20 protein-coding genes are annotated in these 18,459 nt (G+C 64.9%); 8 read left to right on the forward strand and 12 right to left on the reverse strand.

The window, feature by feature from the left end:
• The 7 genes from AWB77_RS27935 to AWB77_RS27960 all read right to left on the reverse strand — a co-directional run bounded on the left by AWB77_RS27935 (window position 1) and on the right by AWB77_RS27960 (window position 4,500).
• Entirely contained in the window at window positions 1-1,431 is a 1,431-nt protein-coding gene (locus AWB77_RS27935) for a DUF1800 domain-containing protein (protein ID WP_061137699.1), read from the reverse strand.
• 65 nt (window positions 1,432-1,496) lie between these two features.
• Window positions 1,497-1,970, reverse strand: coding sequence for a periplasmic heavy metal sensor (locus tag AWB77_RS27940; protein WP_061137700.1), 474 nt, complete (start codon window positions 1,968-1,970; stop codon window positions 1,497-1,499).
• Window positions 1,967-2,407 carry a hypothetical protein gene (locus tag AWB77_RS27945; RefSeq protein ID WP_061137701.1) on the reverse strand — a complete coding sequence of 147 codons (441 nt, stop codon included), beginning with the start codon at window positions 2,405-2,407 and terminating at the stop codon, window positions 1,967-1,969. The genes AWB77_RS27940 and AWB77_RS27945 overlap by 4 nt, the downstream gene beginning before the upstream one ends.
• Window positions 2,404-2,967 carry an RNA polymerase sigma factor gene (locus tag AWB77_RS27950; protein ID WP_244158675.1) on the reverse strand — a complete coding sequence of 188 codons (564 nt, stop codon included), beginning with the start codon at window positions 2,965-2,967 and terminating at the stop codon, window positions 2,404-2,406. The genes AWB77_RS27945 and AWB77_RS27950 overlap by 4 nt, the downstream gene beginning before the upstream one ends.
• A gap of 51 nt (window positions 2,968-3,018) precedes the next feature.
• Entirely contained in the window at window positions 3,019-3,162 is a 144-nt protein-coding gene (locus AWB77_RS36175) for a hypothetical protein (RefSeq protein WP_157694933.1), read from the reverse strand.
• Window positions 3,159-3,491: a YXWGXW repeat-containing protein gene (locus tag AWB77_RS27955; RefSeq protein WP_061137703.1), complete on the reverse strand. Its 333-nt coding sequence runs from the start codon at window positions 3,489-3,491 to the stop codon at window positions 3,159-3,161. Before AWB77_RS27955 ends, AWB77_RS36175 begins: the two co-directional genes overlap by 4 nt.
• Before the next feature lie 94 nt (window positions 3,492-3,585).
• On the reverse strand, window positions 3,586-4,500 hold the full coding sequence (locus AWB77_RS27960) for a LysR family transcriptional regulator (RefSeq protein ID WP_061137744.1): 915 nt from the start codon (window positions 4,498-4,500) through the stop codon (window positions 3,586-3,588).
• Between the two features lie 106 nt (window positions 4,501-4,606).
• Between AWB77_RS27960 and AWB77_RS27965 the strand changes: the two genes are divergently transcribed.
• Together AWB77_RS27965 and AWB77_RS27970 are read left to right on the forward strand one after the other, a co-directional pair.
• Window positions 4,607-5,569 carry an alpha/beta fold hydrolase gene (locus tag AWB77_RS27965; protein ID WP_061137704.1) on the forward strand — a complete coding sequence of 321 codons (963 nt, stop codon included), beginning with the start codon at window positions 4,607-4,609 and terminating at the stop codon, window positions 5,567-5,569.
• A 54-nt stretch (window positions 5,570-5,623) separates the two neighbouring features.
• On the forward strand, window positions 5,624-6,565 hold the full coding sequence (locus AWB77_RS27970; protein WP_061137705.1) for a glutathione S-transferase family protein: 942 nt from the start codon (window positions 5,624-5,626) through the stop codon (window positions 6,563-6,565).
• Here AWB77_RS27970 and AWB77_RS27975 read toward each other — a convergent pair.
• Window positions 6,562-7,413 carry a 3-hydroxybutyryl-CoA dehydrogenase gene (locus tag AWB77_RS27975; protein ID WP_061137745.1) on the reverse strand — a complete coding sequence of 284 codons (852 nt, stop codon included), beginning with the start codon at window positions 7,411-7,413 and terminating at the stop codon, window positions 6,562-6,564. The two genes, AWB77_RS27970 and AWB77_RS27975, sit on opposite strands and share 4 nt — an antisense overlap.
• Before the next feature lie 87 nt (window positions 7,414-7,500).
• Window positions 7,501-7,986, reverse strand: coding sequence for a 2,4'-dihydroxyacetophenone dioxygenase family protein (locus tag AWB77_RS27980; RefSeq protein ID WP_061137706.1), 486 nt, complete (start codon window positions 7,984-7,986; stop codon window positions 7,501-7,503).
• Between the two features lie 121 nt (window positions 7,987-8,107).
• Between AWB77_RS27980 and AWB77_RS27985 the strand changes: the two genes are divergently transcribed.
• The 4 genes from AWB77_RS27985 to AWB77_RS28000 are packed head-to-tail and all read left to right on the forward strand — an operon-like array spanning window position 8,108 to window position 10,919.
• A complete protein-coding gene (locus AWB77_RS27985) occupies window positions 8,108-9,034 on the forward strand; it encodes an ABC transporter ATP-binding protein (protein ID WP_061137707.1) in 927 nt (308 codons plus the stop codon).
• On the forward strand, window positions 9,031-9,792 hold the full coding sequence (locus AWB77_RS27990; RefSeq protein WP_061137708.1) for an ABC transporter permease: 762 nt from the start codon (window positions 9,031-9,033) through the stop codon (window positions 9,790-9,792). Before AWB77_RS27985 ends, AWB77_RS27990 begins: the two co-directional genes overlap by 4 nt.
• A 30-nt stretch (window positions 9,793-9,822) precedes the next feature.
• A complete protein-coding gene (msrB, locus tag AWB77_RS27995) occupies window positions 9,823-10,302 on the forward strand; it encodes a peptide-methionine (R)-S-oxide reductase MsrB (RefSeq protein ID WP_063936574.1) in 480 nt (159 codons plus the stop codon).
• A gap of 35 nt (window positions 10,303-10,337) precedes the next feature.
• Window positions 10,338-10,919, forward strand: a complete 582-nt coding sequence (locus AWB77_RS28000) for a hydrolase (RefSeq protein ID WP_061137709.1) — start codon at window positions 10,338-10,340, stop codon at window positions 10,917-10,919.
• Between the two features lie 237 nt (window positions 10,920-11,156).
• Here the strand turns inward: AWB77_RS28000 and AWB77_RS28005 are convergent, their stop codons facing one another.
• On the reverse strand, window positions 11,157-12,320 hold the full coding sequence (locus tag AWB77_RS28005; RefSeq protein WP_061137710.1) for a metallophosphoesterase: 1,164 nt from the start codon (window positions 12,318-12,320) through the stop codon (window positions 11,157-11,159).
• A 257-nt stretch (window positions 12,321-12,577) separates the two neighbouring features.
• Here AWB77_RS28005 and AWB77_RS28010 point away from each other — a divergent pair, with 257 nt between their 5' ends.
• Window positions 12,578-13,183, forward strand: coding sequence for a hypothetical protein (locus AWB77_RS28010; protein WP_061137711.1), 606 nt, complete (start codon window positions 12,578-12,580; stop codon window positions 13,181-13,183).
• Window positions 13,184-13,262: 79 nt separating this feature from the next.
• Here the strand turns inward: AWB77_RS28010 and AWB77_RS28015 are convergent, their stop codons facing one another.
• The gene (locus AWB77_RS28015; RefSeq protein ID WP_167354187.1) at window positions 13,263-14,717 is read right to left on the reverse strand and encodes an NAD-dependent succinate-semialdehyde dehydrogenase; all 1,455 of its coding nucleotides are present in this window, start codon (window positions 14,715-14,717) and stop codon (window positions 13,263-13,265) included.
• Between the two features lie 722 nt (window positions 14,718-15,439).
• Window positions 15,440-16,735 (reverse strand): 4-aminobutyrate--2-oxoglutarate transaminase, encoded by a 1,296-nt coding sequence (gene gabT / locus AWB77_RS28020; protein ID WP_279616196.1) that lies wholly within the window; start codon window positions 16,733-16,735, stop codon window positions 15,440-15,442.
• Window positions 16,736-16,850: 115 nt separating this feature from the next.
• Here gabT and pdxR point away from each other — a divergent pair, with 115 nt between their 5' ends.
• Window positions 16,851-18,338 carry a MocR-like pyridoxine biosynthesis transcription factor PdxR gene (gene pdxR, locus AWB77_RS28025; RefSeq protein WP_061137714.1) on the forward strand — a complete coding sequence of 496 codons (1,488 nt, stop codon included), beginning with the start codon at window positions 16,851-16,853 and terminating at the stop codon, window positions 18,336-18,338.
• Window positions 18,339-18,459: the final 121 nt, after the last annotated feature.

Consider the following 18,459-nt stretch of genomic DNA (forward strand, 5'->3'; position numbering starts at 1 on the left):
TCATCTCCTCAGAAAATCGGGCGACACGAGCAGCAGCGCGAGCGCGGTCGGCGCGCTTTCCGCGCGGGCGACGGCGCTCGCGGTCGATTCGGACAACGAACCCGCGAGCAGTTGCGGACCGAGCGCGCGGGCGTCGAGCGTATCGCCGGCGGACTGGCCGAAACGCGCCGCAAAACGTTGCGCAAGCTCGACGCGGCGCACGAGCGCATCGGGCGCGGCCCAGCTCGCGGCGATATCGTCGTAACCGGCGGGCGAACCCGGACGCCACACTTGCTGGCCAAGCTGCGTGAGAAGCGGCGCGGCGCGCATGTCCTGCACACCGGTGCGCCCGAGCCCGCGCAGCGACGACACGGTCCAGTCCCACGGCGTCTTGAACTTGAGCGCCGCGCCCGACCACGCTTCGGGAGCGTCGATAAGCGCGCGATACATCGACGGCAGATCGCCGCCCGTATCGCTGAAGACGTTCGCTAGCCGTTCGACGAGCGCGGGCGGCGGCGTATCCGCGACGAAATGGCGCGTGAGCTTCTCCGCAATGTGATGCGCCGTCGCACGCGATGCCGCCAGATCGCGCAGCACGGCGAGCGGCTGCGCTTCGTCGGCTTGCGCGTATTGCCTGCCCAGCACGGTGCGCGCGCCCGGCTCGTGCAGACGCGCGCGAAACACGAACGCGCCGGGCGGCGTTGCATCGCCGGAAGTATTCCCTGCGTTTGCGTTCATCGCGCCGAGGCTCCAGCCGGTCAGCGCGCGGGCGAACTCGGTTACGTCGGTCTGCGTGTAGCCGCTGCGCACGCCGAGCGTGTGCAGCTCCATGATTTCGCGCGCGAGGTTTTCGTTGAGGCCGCGCCTGTTGTCAGGATTTTTCATCGCGGCGCGCTCGGCGGCGGGACTGTCGGGGCCGACCGAGCGCGGCTGATCGAGAAAAATCTGCATCGCCGGATGCCGTTCGGCCGCGACCAGCATGTCCTCGAAGCGTCCGAGCACGTGCGGACGGATCGCCTCGTTCTCGAACGAACCGGCGAGCATCGCGACGGGCGGCTTTTCGATCGACACGGCGAAGTGGTTCGCCCAAAAGTGCACCAGACGTTCGATGAACGGCGCGCCCGTCGTGAGCGCGCTCGTCATGCGCGCATCGACGGCATTGCGATAGACGTCGCGGATCTGCTCGCCGTATTGCTTGCGCACGGCGGGCTTGTCGGCGTCGCTCGCGTCGCGCAGCGCACGCTGGCGTTCGGCGAACTGCGCGGCGAGCGCGGTGCTCGACGGCTGGCTGCTCAGCGCGGGCGGCATCGGCTGATAGGCGCTCGCGCGCGGATCGGCCTGTGCGATGAGCCAGCCGCGCGGATCGGCGGGTAACGGCTCGCCTGCACGCGCGCCGAGCCCGAAGCGATTCACCGCGATGGCGGCAGGCGAAACTTGCGGCGCGATGGCCATGACGTGCTCCGAAGTGCTCGATGCGGGTTAAACGCGTGTGCGCGCGAAATCCGTCGCGTCACGCGTCATTGCTGTGGCCGTTCGCCGGGCGGCACGGCGCGCAGCGGACCGTATCGCTCCATCGCGCCGACGAGCTTCACGCGCTCGTCGGGCGTGAGCGTCGATGCGAAGTCCGCGACCGCGCCTTCGATGCGCGCGCGCAATGCGACGTCGGCATCGCGCGTGCGGGCGAGAGCATCGTCGAGCGCACGGCGATCGAACTCGCGCGCCGCGAGAATGCGCGCGAGGTCGATGCGTCCGTCCCGCGCATCGCGGATCAGCGGCGCGCTTTCACGGCGCGTCTTGCGCAGCGCGTCGCGCAACTCGCGCTGACGTTCGGCGGACAGATCGGCGGCGGCGAAGCGGATGCCGCGTTGCTGCGCTGTCTCCGTGCGCTGATGCGCGAACAGCCGGTACGCGCCGCCCGCGATCGATCCGATCAAGAAGACGTTCAGCACGAGCGACACCACCGCGAGCGTCTTCAGCGTGCGTGGACTCATTGATCGCTCCAGTCGGAAGGGGCGCCGCCGAAGGCCGTGCCCGTATAGGATTGCTCGGACCAGCCTCCGTGCGCTTCGTCGCCGGGGACGGGTGCGGGCGCGAGCAGCGAAACCAGGAGCGCGCCCGCCGCGACGCCGGCCGCGCCCGCGCCGACGAAGCCCACGCCCGAAAACCAGATGCGAGGACGCCGCCAGAAGGCGCGCGCGGGTTGCATCGGCGCCGAATCGACGATGCGCCGCGCGAGCGCCGCACTCGGCGCGGCGACGGCGTGGGCGTCGAGCAGTCCGTCGAGCGCGCGGGCTTTGGCGAGCGCGGCGAGCGCATCGGCGTCGCGTGCTTCAACGAGCGCGAGCGCGGCGTCGCGTTCGTCCGCGGGCCAGCGCGCGGGCGACGCGCCGTAAGCCTCGGTGATGTCGCGGAATCGTTGTGGTGTCATCGATGTTCCTTCGGGGCGTCGAGCGCGGCTCGCAGATTGCGGCGCGCGCGGGCGAGCAGGCTTTCGAGCGCTTCGACGCTGATGCCCATCAAGGCCGCCGCTTGCGCGTTCGGCAATTCCTGGTAGTACTGCAGCACGAGCGCCTCGCGTTGACGCACGGGCAGTGTCGCGAGCGCCTGTTGCATGCGCTCGTTTGCGTGCGCCGCGGCGAGACGCTCGTCGGGGAGCGGGGCGAGGTCGGGCTCTTCGGGCATATCGTCGGAGAGCGGCGTTTCTCGATGCCGGCGCAGACGGTCGTAGCACAGATTGAGCGTCACGCGATGCAGCCACGTATCGAAGCGCGCTTCGCCGCGCCGCCATGTCGGTGCGATCTTCCAGATGCGCAGAAAGGCTTCCTGAGCCACGTCGTCGGCCTCGTTACGGTCGCCGAGCAGGCGCGACGCAAGCGCGACGATACGCGGGAGCTTGCGCGCGACGATCTCGCGCACGGCTCCCGGTTCCCGATTGCCGACGCGGGCAATGAGCGCGGTATCTGGATCTTCTTCTTCGTTCAAAGTGATGTCGGGTTTCGTTGCGCATGTCGGACTGTTCGAACGACGCCGTCCGCATCCTCAGTAAACGGCGACCGGCCCGCGATAGTAGACCGGATGCGCCGGATGGACGACGCATCCGGCGAGCGTCGCGGCGTGCAAAGCCTTCGACATGATGTTCGGCTCCGGTTCGATCGTGCTGCGGCGCGCGTGCGCGCGCTTCACGCCCAGTGACCTTCGACCCAGCGCCAGTTCGGCCCGCGCTGCACCCAATGACCCGGAATCCAGCGATAACCCGCGCGCATCGGCCGCCAGTGTCCCGGTGCCCAGACATAGCCGCCGCGCGCGTAGCGCCAGTGGCCCGGATCCCACGCATAGCCCGCGCGCGGCGGCGGTGGCTGCTCGACGCGCGGCGGCGGCGGGGCAGCCGGCGCGACGATGATGGCTTGCGCGTCTGCCGGCCCGCTGTGCAGCGCCGCGAACGATACCGCGACGACCGGCGCGAGTACGGCTGCCGAAAGCGCCGCGCGCAGCGGCGAACGTGTTTTTCTCATGATGTGTCCCGTCGGTTCAGGTTGCGACGAGAACTTGAACGCGGCGACTGCGCGATTGCCGTCGCCCGATCGGCGGCGAATTTGTAACCGCTTCTTACGCGAAAGCGTCGATGCCGTCGACGAGACGTTTCGACAGGCGCGGCTGGCGCAACTGCTCGGTCCACCATTGCAGCGCGCGGCCTTCGTGATCGCCGCGCCACGCGACGTACAGCACGTTCGGCTCGCGCGGATCGGCGGTTACCTTTTCGATGAGTTCGCCGCGCGCGAGCAGCGCTTCCACGCGATGCCGCGGCACCCAGCCCGTGCCGAGACCTTGCCGCTGCGCGAGGATTTTCGCGCGCATCGTCGGGACGGCGAGCGCGGCCTGGCCGCCGAGTACGCCGTACGCGCGTCCCGCCGAGCGCGACGAATCCGCGACGACGACCGCCCGGTGCGCCGCGATCTGCTCGCGTTTCAGCGGCCCGCTCACGCTGGCGAGCGGATGACGCGGCGACACGGCGAACACCCACTGCATCACGCCGAGCTCGAACCAGCGGAGACCGGGAATCGCGGGCGGCTCGTTGGTGGCGCCGACGATCAGGTCCGCGCGGCCATCGCGCAACGCTTCCCAGGTGCCGGAAAGCACCTCGTGCGTCATGCGCAGCGCGACGCCGGAATCGAGCGCATCGAACGCCTGCACGACGGGCAGCAGCGTCTCGAATTCGAGGATTTCGTCGCAGACGATCCACAGCCGGTCTTCCCAGCCGCTCGCGATCTGCTTCACGCGCTGCGCGAGCCGCGTGACGTCGAGCATCAGGCGCGATGCTTCATCGGCGAGAAGATGGCCGGCAGGCGTCAGTTGCAGGCGATAGCGCCGCCGGTCGAAAAGAAGCGCGTCGAAGCGCGTTTCCAGTTGCCGCGCGGCGTGCGACACCGTGGACGGCGCCTTGCCGAGACGCGCCGCCGCGCGGGACAGGCTGCCGGTTTCGCGGATCGCGTCGAGCAGCGAAAGTTCTTCCTCTGACAACATGTTCGACTCCATCGAACGAGTGCATCGTCCCGATCGTACGGCAAAAGCACGGTGCCGGTCCAATATCAGCCCATCGGACAAACCAAACTTTCGATGGAGCTGAACGATGAAAACCTTCCTCAATACGATCCGCCGCGCCATTGGCGTGCTGCTCGCCGCCGCCGCGCTGCAACCGTCGGCGCATGCCGCAAACGCGCCGCGCCCGCCGCAACCCGTCGCGGCCGCGAGCGCGATCCAGTCGCGCACGATCGATGCGAACGGCGTCGAGCTGCACTATCTGCAAGCCGGGCACGGCGATGCGACGCCGGTCGTCCTGCTGCATGGCTACACGGAAACGAGCCACATGTGGCAGCCGCTGATGACGCGCCTCGCGGGCGAGCGCGTCGTGCTCGCGCCGGATCTGCCGGGCGCGGGCGCTTCGGCGATGCCCGTTTCCGGCTACGACAAGAAAACGCTCGCGCAGGACATTCACGCGATGGTGCGGGCGCTGGGTTATCGCAAGGTGAAGCTCGTCGGGCACGACATCGGGCTGATGGTGGCGTATGCGTACGCGGCGCAGTATCCCGACGAAGTCGAGAGCATCGTGCTGATGGACGCATTTCTGCCGGGCGTCGGCGACTGGCAGAAAGTCTGGCTGTTGCGCGACAAGTGGCACTTCAACTTCTACGGCGACACGCCGGAACAACTGGTGCGCGGCCGCGAGCGCGTTTATTTCGAGCACTTCTGGAACGACTTTGCCGCCGATCCCGCGCATTCGGTGAGCGAAGCCGATCGCCGCTATTATTCGGCGCAATATGCGCGCAATGGCCGCATGCGCGCGGGCTTCGAGTACTTCCACACGTTCACGCAAGACGCCGGCGATTTCGCCGTTTTCGCAAAAACGCCGCTGCCGATGCCGATGCTCGTTCTCGCCGGCGAGCGCGCTTCGGGCACGTTCCTGATCGATCAGGCGAAGCTCGTCGCGACGAACGTGCAGGGCGTGGTCGTGCCGGGCGCGGGCCACTGGCTGATGGAAGAAGCACCGGACGCGACGATGGGACAACTCGTGCGCTTCATCGAACAGAACTGATGGATGGGTTGCCGTGGCGCGTCGATTGCGCAACGGCTTTCAAGGAGAATCGAAATGGGACTACTCGTCGACGGAAAGTGGCAGGACAAGTGGTACGACACGTCGTCCACGGGCGGGCGCTTCGTGCGCAAGGACGCGGCGTATCGGCATTGGGTGACGGCGGACGGCGAAGGCGGCTTCAAGGCCGAGGCGGGGCGCTATCACTTGTATGTGAGTCTTGCATGCCCGTGGGCGCATCGCACGCTCATCATGCGCGCGTTGAAAGGGCTGGAAGAGATGATCGACGTATCGGTCGTGAACTGGCTGATGCTCGAAAACGGCTGGACCTTCGACGAAGCGCCGGGCGTCGTGCCCGATACGGTCAACGGCGCGCGCTATCTGCATCAGGTCTATACCGCCGCCGATCCGCATTACACGGGCCGCGTGACCGTGCCGATTCTCTGGGACAAACAGCGCGGGACGATCGTGAACAACGAATCGTCGGAAATCATCCGTATGCTGAATTCGGCGTTCGACGGCATCGGTGCGAAACCGGGCGATTTTTATCCGCGCGCGTTGCGCGAAGAGATCGACGCGCTCAACGCGCGCATCTACGACACGGTCAACAACGGCGTGTATAAGGCGGGCTTCGCGACGACGCAAGCCGCGTACGAGGAAGCGGTGACGCCGCTCTTCGAGACGCTCGACTTTCTCGAGCAGCGCTTGAGCACGCACCGCTACCTGACGGGCGATCGCTTCACCGAAGCTGATATCCGCCTTTTCACGACGCTCGTGCGTTTCGACGCGGTGTATGTCGGCCACTTCAAATGCAATCTGCGGCGCATCGCCGACTATCCGAATCTGTCGACGTTCACGCGCGACGTCTACCGGATGCCAGGCGTCGCCGCGACGGTGAACTTCGAGCACATCAAGCGGCACTATTACGAGAGCCACCGGACGATCAATCCGACGGGCATCGTGCCCGCCGGACCGCTGCTCGATTTCGCTGCCGGCTAATCGTACCGATACACGCCGCGCTTGGTCTTGCGCCCGAGCCGCCCCGCCGACACCAGTTCGCGCAGCAGCGGGCACGCGCGGTACTTCGAATCGCCGAAGTCCTTGAGGAACACGTCCATCACGGAGAGGCACACGTCGAGGCCGATCAGGTCCGCGAGCGCGAGCGGGCCGATCGGATGATTCGCGCCGAGCTTCATGCCTGCGTCGATTTCCTCCGCGCTCGCGACACCTTCGTAAAGCACGAAGAACGCTTCGTTGATCATCGGCACGAGAATGCGGTTGACGACGAAGCCCGGCGAATTGCGCACGCCGATCGGCGATTTGTCGAGCTTCTCGGTAAGCTCGCGCACGGCGGCGGCGGTTTCGTCGCTCGTCTGCACGCCGCGAATCACCTCGACGAGTTGCAGGAGCGGCACCGGATTGAAGAAGTGCATGCCGATGAAGCGCTCCGGCGTGGCGAGCGTCGCGGCGAGCGCGGTGATCGAAATGGACGACGTGTTCGACGCGATGATGGCATCGGCGCGCGCGGCGCCTTCGATCTGCTTCAGGATGCGGTTCTTGAGCTCGGCGTTTTCGGTCGCGGCTTCGATCACGATATCGGCTGCGGAAAGACGCCCGTAATCGGTCGATGTCTCGATGCGCGTCAAGGCCGCGTCGCGCGCCGATGCCGCGAGCTTGTCCTTCGACACGAGCCGCTCGAGGCTGCCCGTGAGCGTGGCGATGCCTTTCGCGAGCGCGGCGTCGGTGACGTCGATCATCACGACCTTGAAGCCCGCGACGGCCGCGACCTGCGCGATGCCGTTGCCCATGGTTCCCGCGCCGACGATGCCGACGGTCTGAATCTTCATGCTTTTGCTCCTCCAGAATTGCGCCGGCGCGTAGGCCGGCAAACCGGTAATGGTCGAAAGCGCGCGAGGCGCGTCCAGGCATCGATTTTAACCAGCGGCGAAGCCGGTCAGATCTTTTGGCGCGATGCCGTTTGCATGACAGAAAGCAAGGTATCGGTCCAGACCGGTCTTCCAGTTTTCGGCGGCGAGCACGCGGTCATCGTCGTTCACGAAAAGCAGCTCGCCCTGAATGATGTTGAGCGTGACGATGTCGGCGCCCGCCGCATCCGACGGCAGCGCCTCGGGCGTGTGGCTCGATCCGGCCGTTTCGTAGACGATGCTGCCCGGCGCCGCGATCCACTCGTGCTCCCGATACTTCCAGCGCCCTTCGACCGTGTAGACGATCACCGTTCCCGTATGACGATGACGCGGCATGCTGCCTTGCGCGGGCGCCTTCATCATCGCGATCACCTCGCCACGGATCGGATCGAGCTTGAAATACTTGACGAGCACGCGCTCGCTGTATGGCGTGAAAGGCACCCACGGCAGGTCGTCGTCGTTGATGCATGTGGTGTGAATCTGTTCGAACAGCATGATGTCGGCTCCTGGCATTCAGCAGTGCATTGTAGGCAGCGCCGCGCGCTTCGGACATTGGCCGAACGGACGACCCCTTTCATCCAAGCCGGATCGCGCCGTATCTGCTATCGTCCACGCCATGCCAACCATCATCACCATTTCGAATCTGTCCAAGACCTACGGGTCGGGCTTCCGCGCGCTCCGGGACGTGAACCTGGAGATCCGTCGCGGCGAGATTTTTGCGCTGCTCGGCCCGAACGGCGCGGGCAAGACGACGCTCATCAGCACCGTGTGCGGCATCGTCAATCCGAGCGAGGGCAAGGTGACCGTCGCGGGTCACGACATCCTGACCGACTATCGCGCCGCGCGCGCGATGATCGGCCTCGTGCCGCAGGAACTCACCACCGACGCCTTCGAAACCGTCTGGGCGACCGTGTCGTTCAGCCGTGGCTTATTCGGCCGCCCGAAGAATCCGGCGTACGTTGAGAAGGTGCTGAAGTCGCTCTCGCTCTGGGCCAAGAAAGACAACAAGATCATGACGCTTTCAGGCGGCATGAAGCGGCGCGTGCTGATCGCCAAGGCGCTCGCGCACGAACCGGAAATCCTCTTTCTCGACGAGCCCACGGCGGGCGTCGACGTCGAACTGCGCCGCGACATGTGGGACCTCGTGCGCGAGCTGCAACGCAACGGCGTGACCATCATCCTGACGACGCATTACATCGAGGAAGCGGAGGAGATGGCGGACCGCATCGGCGTCATCAACCGTGGCGAGATCGTGCTCGTCGAGGAGAAGCGCGAACTGATGCGCAAGCTCGGGCAAAAGAAGCTCACGCTGCAACTGGAGCATCCGCTCGCGGAGATCCCCGCGCCGCTCGTGCCTTACGGCCTCGCGCGTTCGCCGGACGGCAGCGAGCTCACGTACACGTACGATGCGCAAGACGAGCCGGGCCGCATCATCGCGCTGTTGCGCCACGTCGACGAAGCCGGCGTGCGTTTCAAGGATCTGCAAACGACGCAAAGCTCGCTCGAAGACATCTTCGTGAGCCTCGTCAGGGAAGCCAAATGAATCTATACGCCGTTCGCGCCATCTACCGTTTCGAAATGGCGCGCGCCGGACGCACGCTGATGCAGAGCATCGTGTCGCCGGTCATTTCCACGTCGCTTTACTTCGTCGTGTTCGGGGCGGCCATCGGCTCGCGCATTCCGGAAGTCGACGGCATCAGCTACGGCGCGTTCATCGTGCCGGGCCTCGTGATGTTGTCGCTGCTCACGCAGAGCATCGCCAATGCCTCGTTCGGCATCTATTTCCCGAAATTCACGGGCACCATATACGAACTGCTGTCCGCGCCGGTGTCGTACTTCGAACTCGTGGTGAGTTACGTGGGCGCGGCGGCGACCAAATCGGTCATTCTCGGGCTGATCATTCTTCTGACCGCACGTTTATTCGTCCCGCTCAGAATCGATCATCCTTTCTGGATGATCGTGTTTCTGCTGCTGACGTCGGTGACATTCAGCCTGCTCGGGTTCATCATCGGCATCTGGGCCGACGGCTTCGAAAAGCTGCAGATCATCCCGCTTCTGATCGTCACGCCGCTCACGTTCCTCGGCGGCAGCTTCTATTCGATCCACATCCTGCCGCCGTTCTGGAAGACCGTCGCGCTGTTCAATCCGGTCGTCTATCTGATCAGCGGCTTTCGGTGGAGCTTTTACGGACTCGCCGATGTCCATGTCGGCGTGAGTTTCGGCATGACGCTGGTCTTTCTGGCGGTGTTCATCGGGATCGTCGCATGGATCTTCAAGACGGGATACCGCTTCAAGACGTAGCGCGGCGAATCGGACGAGGGCGTTCAGCGGATGAAAATCATGAAACGCACGAAGCGCAATTTTCTCGGCATCATGGCGGCCGCCTTCGCGGGCGGCGCTCCTTCGGCGCCCGCCCGATCGTACGAAATAGACCATAGCAGCGCCGACTGGCGACGCCGTCTGTCCTCGGAGCAATACCGCGTGCTCAGGCGCGGCGGCACGGAACCGCCTTTCGCGAGTCCGCTGTTGAAGGAACATCGCGACGGCACGTACGCGTGCGCGGGATGCGGGCTCGCGCTGTTTTCATCGGCGACGAAATTCGATAGCGGCACCGGCTGGCCGAGCTTCTGGAAACCGGTCGACGGCGCTGTCGCGACGCACGCCGACGCGACCGGCCACATGCGCAACGAGGTGCATTGCCGGCGTTGCGGCGGCCATCTCGGTCATGTTTTCGACGATGGTCCGAAGCCCACCGGCCTGCGCTACTGCATGAACGGCGCGGCGCTCGAATTCCTGCGCGACGAAGCCTGATTCGCGCATTCATCCACCTTTCTCGCGACCGTCTTATGAACGTACCCGAACTCAAGCTCGATCCGGCGAGAACCGCGCTCGTGCTGATCGATTTGCAGGCCGGCATCGCCGCGTTGCCCGTGCAACCTCACGATGCCGCGAGCGTGCTCGCCAACGCGCGCGCGCTCGCCGACCGCTTTCGCGCGCTCGGTGCGCCGGTCGTGCTCGTCAAGGTCGCGTTTCCGAACGGTCCCGGCGGCCTGCGTCCGATCACCGACGCGGGCCAGGCGCAGGAAGCGCCGGAACCCGCGGGCTGGAGCGAATTGTGTGCGGAGCTGGATGTGCGGGCGTCGGATATCGTCGTCGTCAAACGGCAGTGGGGCGCGTTCTACAACACGGATCTCGACTCGCATTTGCGGCGGCGAGGCATCGGCACGATCGTGCTGGGCGGCATCGCGACGGCCATCGGCGTCGATTCGACCGCGCGCGGCGCGCACGAGCGCGGCTATCAGCAAATCTTCGTCGAAGATGCGATGAGCGATCTCAACGCCGACACGCACGAATCGACCTGCCGCTACATCTTTCCGCGCATCGGGCGCATCCGGTCGACGCAGGAAGTGCTCGCGGCGCTGGCGTAGCGGCGCGGCGTCTTTCGGCAGCATCCGTTCGATGTCGACGAACGGAAGAGAAAATACTTCGTACTCCGTTATTTTCGGACAATTCGGCTGTTCGCGGCTTGGCCGTTCGCATACTTTTAATTACTCGCTGACGGGTCCCCGCCTGTCAGTCCGAGTAGCCGGTCAAACCAAGATCGGGCCTGGCGCTTCTCCCCGAGCGCTGGACGCGCGCCGTACCCTCGCGGCGCGCGTCCTTTTTTATGCCGATGCCGATGCAACCAGCCGGACGAGCGTGATCTCGGAAGGCGCGCCGAGGCGCTTCGGCGGTCCCCAATAGCCGGTTCCCCGGCTCGTATAGACCCACAACCCGTTGAACTTTACGAGCCCCGCGACGAACGGCTGCTGTAGTCGCACGAAGAAGTTCCACGGCAGGAATTGCCCGCCGTGCGTGTGCCCGGAAAGCTGAAGCGTGAAGCCCGCTTCGGCGGCAGCGGCGGCGCTGCGCGGCTGATGCGCGAGCAGCACGCGCACGGTGGCGTCGTCGGGCGCGCCGCTGATCGCTTTGGCGGGATCACTGCGATGCGCGGGATCGAAACTGCCCGCGCTGAAATCGGTGACGCCCGCGACCACGGCCTGCGCGCCGTCGTGATTGAGCACGACATGCTGATTCATCAGCACGGTCAGCCCGAGACGCCGGAACTCGGCGATCCACTTGTCGGCGCCCGAGTAGTACTCGTGATTGCCGGTGACGAGAAACGTGCCGTGCCGCGCGCTGAGGCCCGCGAGCGGGCGCGTGTGGTCCGCGAGATTCGGCACGGTGCCGTCGACGACATCGCCCGTCACGGCGATCAGATCCGGCGAAAGCCCGTTCACCGCCGCGACGATGCGCTCCACATAGTGACGCTTGATCGTCGGTCCTACGTGGATATCGCTGATCTGCGCGATCGTGAAACCGTTGAGCGCGGCCGGCAAGTTGTCGATCGGCACATCCACGCTCACGACCGGCGCGCGCCGCCGCGCGTTGTAGAAACCGATTGCGGAGAAGAGCACGGCCAGAAGCGGCACGGCGAGCGCGCTATAGGCGACGAACTTCGGCGAGCCGACGGGCACGCCGCGCATCCAGTCGGCGAGATGCACGAACAGGAGCAGCACGTCGCGCGCGAAGGTCAGAAGCAGCAGGGACGAGAAGAAACCGAGCGCCGTCAGGCCGAACCAGGCGAGGCGGTCGGCGAGCGCCTGCGGTTCGATCTGGCGCGCGGCCATCCCGAGCGGAATGACGATGACGGAGGCCGCGAGCAGGACCGCCGCCAGCACCTTGAGCGGCAGGCCGACGGGCGCATCCGGGATCAGCCGGATGCCGACGTAAATGTGGAACAGAACGCCGATGCCGATGAAGCGGAGAAAGAATGCCGAGCGTCGCATAGCGCTCCTGGAGGGATCGAAGAAGCGGCAAGGAAACGGGCGGCGCGCGCCCGTGCCGGATATGGCGCTGATTTTACCGGTTCGACGCCGGGCCTGCCTTCGGCGCTCTCGGCGAGGCGTGCGGCGAGTCGTAACATATCGTGTGATGAGTTGGATTCGCACCGGGTCGCACGGTATAAATAACGTTGTGCCATCGCCAGCGCGATGGTCCGAAACCGGTCGTTGGTAGTCCAAATTTCAAACGAGGGAATAATTCAATGAACGTGAAACTGTCTGCCATTTCATTGCTTTGCGCGTCGGCAATCGTTGCGTCGATGGGCTCCGCCGTGGCGCAGAGCGCGCCGCTGGCAAAGACCGCCGACAAGGTCGTGAGCCTTGCCGATCCGATTCACGTGCAGGCGACCATCGTCGGTATCGACGCCGCCAATCGCACGCTCATGATTCGTGGCCCGCGCGGTGACGCAGCCGTGCTCGTGAACAAGGAAGTCACGAACTTCGACAAACTGCATATCGGCGACAAGGTCGACGTGCTCTATAAGAACGCGCTGCTCGTGAGCGCGGAGAAGGTGAAGGGCGGCGGCAAGGGCGAGCGCGAGCGTATCGATACGGTCACGTATCAGCCGACTTCAGGGGCGAACGGCGCGACCGGCTTCGACGCGACGCGTCAGGTCGAGATCATCGCGACGGTCGAGAACGTGAACAGCAAGAAGCGCACGATCACGCTGCGCGGACCGTGGCGCACCGAGACGTTCGATCTCACGCCTGACTTCGCGGCGGAGAAGCTGAAGAAGGGTGACAAGATCCACGCGGTGTTCGTGTCCGCGACGGCGGTGGGCGTCACGCCGGTCGCATCGGCGAACTGAAGCGGCGCCGCATCGAAAGAAAAAGCCTCGGCATTGAAGTGCCGAGGCTTTTGTGCATGACTTGCGAAAACGCGCGCGATCAGACCGCCATGCAGAGATACTTGATGACGACGTAATCGTCGATGCCGTAGTGCGAGCCTTCGCGCCCCAAGCCCGATTGCTTTACGCCGCCGAACGGCGCGACTTCGTTCGAGATCAGTCCGGTGTTGATGCCGACCATGCCGTATTCGAGCGCTTCGGCCACGCGCCAGATGCGGCCGATGTCGCGGCTATAGAAGTAAGCGGCGAGGCCGAATTCGGTGTCGTTGGCGAGGCGCACGACTTCGTCGTCGGAAGCGAATTTGAAGATCGGCGCGAGCGGTCCGAACGTCTCTTCCTTCGCCACTTTCATGTCGGGCGTGACGCCGGTCAGCACGGTCGGCTCGAAGAAGCCGTGGCCGAGCGCGTGGCGCTTGCCACCGGAGGCGAGCGCGGCGCCTTTCGCGAGCGCATCTTCGATATGCGATTCGACTTTCTGCACGGCTGCTTCGTTGATGAGCGGCCCGAGCGCCACGCCGCTTTCCGTGCCGAGTCCGACCTTGAGCTTGCTCGCGGCCGCCGCCAGCTTCTGCGCGAATGCATCGTAGACGCGTTCGTGCACGTAAAAGCGGTTCGTGCAGACGCAGGTCTGGCCGCTGTTGCGATATTTCGATGCGATCGCGCCTTCCACGGCGGCGTCGAGATCGGCGTCGTCGAACACGATGAAGGGCGCGTTGCCGCCGAGTTCGAGTGTCACCTTCTTGACCGTCGGCGCGCTTTGGGCCATCAGCAGGCGGCCGACCGCCGTCGATCCGGTGAAGGACAGCTTGCGCACGACGGGATTGCTGGTCATCTCGCCGCCGATTGCTTTCGGGTCGCCGGTGATGACGCTGAGCACGCCTTTGGGCAGACCGGCGCGTTCCGCGAGCACGGCGAGCGCGAAGGCGGAGAGGGGCGTTGCTTCGGCGGGTTTGACGACGATCGGGCAACCGGCTGCGAGTGCCGGTCCGACTTTGCGTGTGATCATCGCGGCGGGGAAGTTCCACGGCGTGATGGCGGCGCAGACACCGATCGGTTCTTTCGTCACGACGATGCGCTTGTCGGCGGCGGGTGTGGCGAGCGTATCGCCGGCGACGCGTTTGCCTTCTTCCGCGAACCATTCGATGAACGAGGCTGCGTATGCGATTTCGCCTTTGGCTTCGGCGAGCGGCTTGCCTTGTTCACTCGTGAGGATGAGTGCGAGATCATCGGCGTTGGCCATCATCAGGTCGAACCAGCGACGCAGGATGATTGCGCGTTCCTTGGCGGTTTTTTTGCGCCACGCGGGCCAGGCGGTGTTGGCTGCATCGATTGCGCGGCGGGTTTCCGATGCGCCCATTTTGGGCACTGTGCCAAGGGATTCGCCGGTTGCCGGATTGATGACTTCGAAGGTTTCGGCGTTGTCGGCTTGTTGCCATTCACCATCGATGTAGGCTGCGTTGCGCAGCAGTGTTGGGTCTTTCAGTTGTTCTTCCATTGCTAGTCCTTTTTTTGTTGGCTCGATGTTGTTGTCGCCGGATCCCGTTTTCATGTTGGTCTATTAGCACTGCCCCTGTGCGGGGCGGCAGTCACTTTCTTTGCTGCTGCAAAGAAAGTAACCAAAGAAAGCAGCTTTTCAAGCCCGCGGTCACACGCAGTTTGGGTAGTTCTCTCGTCCACCGTGGCACTCGCCTAAAGAGTACCCTCATAGGACCAATCGGGCTTGGATCGCGCACGGTCCGTCACATCGCACCACTTAACAAACCGGTTCAGCACCAAATAGCTCCGGCCCGCTACGCGGCCGACAGGTCAATCGGGAACGCGCGGGCATCTCTACTGACACTTCCATCGCACCGCACATGCATCATGTTGGTTTCCCCCGCAGACCCAGCGGCAGCGCGTAGCGCTGAGCCGATGCTCTTTCGTGCTGAACCAGCGCCCTGAAACGACTAGCTTGTCAGACCGTGCGCGAGCCAAGTCGGGCTAGTCCTCCGAGGGCACTCTTTAGGCGAGTGCCACCTTGGATGAAAGGACTACCCAAACTGCGTGTGACCGCGGGCCTGAAGAGCTGCTTTCTTTGGTTACTTTCTTTGCAGCAGCAAAGAAAGTGACTGCCGCCCCGCACAGGGGCAGTGCCAATAAACCAAAACGAAAACGGGATCCGGCGACAAAAGCAGACCCACCGACCCCGCCCTGCGAAAAACGAAAAAGCAAAAACAATCAGACCGCGACGCCGACAGTCTCCGTCAACACATCTTCGAGAATAGCCAAAGCCTCATCGAAAACCGCATCCTGAATCGTGAGCGGAAACAGGAACCGAACCACGTTCGAATAAACTCCACACACCAGCAGCAGCAACCCACGCTCCAGCGCCCGCGTTTGCACGAGCTTGGCAAAACCAGCATCCGCATCATGGGAACTGGGCTTGCAAAACTCCACCGCGATCATCGCGCCGGGCCCTCGCACATCGGCGATTTGCGGCACATCGCCCTTGAGTGCTTCGAGCTTCGCCGTCAGCTTGTCGCCGAGCACAGCCGCACGCTCGCAGAGCCTCTCTTCGTCGATGATATCGAGCACCGCATGCGCCGCCGCCACCGCCAGCGGGTTGCCCGCATACGTGCCGCCGAGTCCGCCCGGCGCGGCCGCATCCATGATGTCCGCGCCTCCGACGACGCCCGACAGCGGCATCCCGCCCGCCAGCGATTTCGCAATCGTCATCAGATCCGGCACGACGCCGTGGTGCTCCATCGCGAAAAGCTTGCCGGTGCGCGCAAAACCGGTCTGCACTTCATCGGCGATGAGCAGAATGCCATGGTCGTCGCAAATCTTGCGCAAGCCGCGCACGAACTCCGTGGGCGCGGGAACGAAGCCGCCTTCGCCCTGCACCGGTTCGAAGATGATCGCGGCAACGCGCGTCGCTTCGATATCGGCCTTGAACAGATGCTCGATCGCGCGCAGCGAATCCGCCACCGACACGCCATGCAGCGGATTCGGGAACGGCGCGTGATACACGTCCGACGGGAACGGCCCGAAGCCGATCTTGTACGGCGCAACCTTGCCGGTCAGCGCCATGCCCATCAGCGTGCGGCCGTGAAAGCCGCCCGTGAATGCGATCACGCCCGGCCGGCCCGTCGCGGCGCGCGCGATCTTCACCGCGTTCTCGACCGCCTCCGCGCCCGTCGTGAAAAACGCCGTCTTCTTTGCATGCGAACCCGGCGCGCGGGCGCTGATCTTCTCGGCGAGCGACACGTACGACTCGTACGGCACGATCTGATACGCCGTGTGCGTGAAGCAATCGAGCTGCGCGCGGATCGCCTCGACAATCTTCGGATGACGATGCCCCGTGTTGCACACCGCGATGCCCGCCGCGAAATCGATGAAGCGGCGGCCCTCGACATCCCACAATTCCGCGTTCTCGGCGCGCGCGGCGTAGAAATCGCACATTACGCCGACACCGCGCGGGGTCGCGGCGTTCTTGCGGGCTTGCAGATCGGCGTTTTTGAGGGTCGTGCTCACGGATATCTCCTTGATCGTGTGTGGCCGCATCGGCGGACTGGATTCAAGGTCGACTATAGTAAGATTTGGCCCTCAAGTTCAGAGCCATTTCAATAAATCTATAGGAGCCAATTCGATGTCGACGCGCGCAAGCGTGCTTTCCGACTGGCTGGTGCAGCGCATCGACCGCACGAACGGCCAGCCGATCTACCGGCAATTGCACGGCCTTTTGCAGCAGGCGATCCTCACGCGCGAACTCGCGGCGGGCGCGAAAGTGCCGTCGTCGCGGTTGCTGGCGGCTGAACTGGGCGTCGGGCGCAACACCGTGACGCAGGTCTACGAGCAGCTCGCGCTCGAAGGCTATGTATCGTCGGCGACGGGGCGCGGCACGTTCGTCGCGGACAGCACGCCCGACGAAATCCTCTTCGACGATGCCCCGCCCGACACCGCGACGCCGTCCGATGCGCACTCGACGCTCTCCACGCGCGGCGCGCGGCTGATCTCGGGCGCGGGCGTCTCGAAGCGTCAGGGTGGCGCGTTCATGCCGGGTGTGCCGGACGTGTCGCGGTTTCCGTCGCGCGTGTGGAACCGGCTGCAGGCGAAATACTGGCGCAAGCCGCTGCCCGATCTGCTGACCTACGCGCCCGGCGGCGGCCACGCGGGATTGCGCCACGCGCTCGCGCACTATCTGCGCACGTCGCGCTCGGTGCGCTGCACGCCGGAGCAGATCGTCGTGACGACGGGCATCCATCAATCCATCGATCTCGCCGCGCGCCTGCTCGCCGATCCGGGCGACACGATCTGGACCGAAGACCCGTGCTACTGGGGCGTGCGCAGCGTCCTGCAAGTGTCCGGGCTCGATCTGGAGGCGATTCCCGTCGACGCGGAAGGCATCGCGCCGAGGCCCGCCAATCTCGCATCGCCGCCGAAGCTCATGCTCGTCACGCCGTCGCATCAGTATCCGCTCGGCATGGTGATGAGCCTCGCGCGCCGCCGCATGCTGCTCGAATATGCGCGTCAGCACCGCTGCTGGATCATCGAGGACGATTACGACAGCGAATTTCGCTACGGCAGCCGGCCGCTCGCGTCGCTGCAGGGCATGGACACGTCGGGGCAGGTGATCTATGTCGGCAGCTTCGGCAAGACGCTGTTTCCGGGGCTGCGGATCGGCTATGTCGTCGTCCCGGAAACGCTCGCGGAGAGTTTCGCGACGGCGAGCGCCGAGTTGTATCGCGAAGGGCAGTTATTGCAGCAGGCCGTGCTGGCGGAATTCATCGAGCAGGGACACTTCACGTCGCATATCCGGCGGATGCGCGCGCTCTACGGCCAGCGCCGCGACGCGATGCTCGCGACCATCGCCGAACGCTACGGCGACACGCTTGCGATCGCCGGCGGCGATGCCGGACTGCATCTCGTGCTGAAGCTGCCCGGGTACGTCGACGACCGCGCGCTCGCCGCCGCCGCGCTCGCCGAGGAGATCGTCGTGCGGCCGCTGTCGGGGTATTACGCGCATCGGCCGGACGCGGAACCGGGCTTGCTGATCGGCTATGCGTGCGTGCCCGACGAGGACATCGCGCCGGCTTTCGCGAAACTCGCCGGCGTCATCGACCGTTTCTTGCGCTGAAAACCGCCGAAACTTCACGATTCGCTTACTGCCTTCGAAAAAATCCTGCGCAACAACTGGAAAGCGCGGCGCAGGTGGAGGATCATGTGCGCCGTTTTCCGATCAAACCGCAAGGGCTTTT

The sequence above is a fragment of the Caballeronia fortuita genome (assembly GCF_001544835.2).
In the GTDB taxonomy this organism is placed as follows: Bacteria; Pseudomonadota; Gammaproteobacteria; order Burkholderiales; family Burkholderiaceae; genus Caballeronia; species Caballeronia fortuita.

Bases quoted from the DNA above. Each gene is read 5' to 3' on its own strand.
- AWB77_RS27935 (WP_061137699.1), bottom strand. From the start codon at position 1,431: ATGGCCATCGCGCCGCAAGTTTCGCCTGCCGCCATCGCGGTGAATCGC.
- AWB77_RS28005 (WP_061137710.1), bottom strand. From the start codon at position 12,320: ATGCGACGCTCGGCATTCTTTCTCCGCTTCATCGGCATCGGCGTTCTG.
- AWB77_RS27965 (WP_061137704.1), top strand. From the start codon at position 4,607: ATGAAAACCTTCCTCAATACGATCCGCCGCGCCATTGGCGTGCTGCTC.
- AWB77_RS27990 (WP_061137708.1), top strand. From the start codon at position 9,031: ATGAATCTATACGCCGTTCGCGCCATCTACCGTTTCGAAATGGCGCGC.
- AWB77_RS27975 (WP_061137745.1), bottom strand. From the start codon at position 7,413: ATGAAGATTCAGACCGTCGGCATCGTCGGCGCGGGAACCATGGGCAAC.
- AWB77_RS27940 (WP_061137700.1), bottom strand. From the start codon at position 1,970: ATGAGTCCACGCACGCTGAAGACGCTCGCGGTGGTGTCGCTCGTGCTG.
- AWB77_RS27985 (WP_061137707.1), top strand. From the start codon at position 8,108: ATGCCAACCATCATCACCATTTCGAATCTGTCCAAGACCTACGGGTCG.
- AWB77_RS27980 (WP_061137706.1), bottom strand. From the start codon at position 7,986: ATGCTGTTCGAACAGATTCACACCACATGCATCAACGACGACGACCTG.
- AWB77_RS28010 (WP_061137711.1), top strand. From the start codon at position 12,578: ATGAACGTGAAACTGTCTGCCATTTCATTGCTTTGCGCGTCGGCAATC.
- AWB77_RS27955 (WP_061137703.1), bottom strand. From the start codon at position 3,491: ATGAGAAAAACACGTTCGCCGCTGCGCGCGGCGCTTTCGGCAGCCGTA.
- AWB77_RS27945 (WP_061137701.1), bottom strand. From the start codon at position 2,407: ATGACACCACAACGATTCCGCGACATCACCGAGGCTTACGGCGCGTCG.
- msrB (WP_063936574.1), top strand. From the start codon at position 9,823: ATGAAAATCATGAAACGCACGAAGCGCAATTTTCTCGGCATCATGGCG.
- AWB77_RS28015 (WP_167354187.1), bottom strand. From the start codon at position 14,717: ATGGAAGAACAACTGAAAGACCCAACACTGCTGCGCAACGCAGCCTAC.
- AWB77_RS27960 (WP_061137744.1), bottom strand. From the start codon at position 4,500: ATGTTGTCAGAGGAAGAACTTTCGCTGCTCGACGCGATCCGCGAAACC.
- pdxR (WP_061137714.1), top strand. From the start codon at position 16,851: ATGTCGACGCGCGCAAGCGTGCTTTCCGACTGGCTGGTGCAGCGCATC.
- AWB77_RS27970 (WP_061137705.1), top strand. From the start codon at position 5,624: ATGGGACTACTCGTCGACGGAAAGTGGCAGGACAAGTGGTACGACACG.
- AWB77_RS28000 (WP_061137709.1), top strand. From the start codon at position 10,338: ATGAACGTACCCGAACTCAAGCTCGATCCGGCGAGAACCGCGCTCGTG.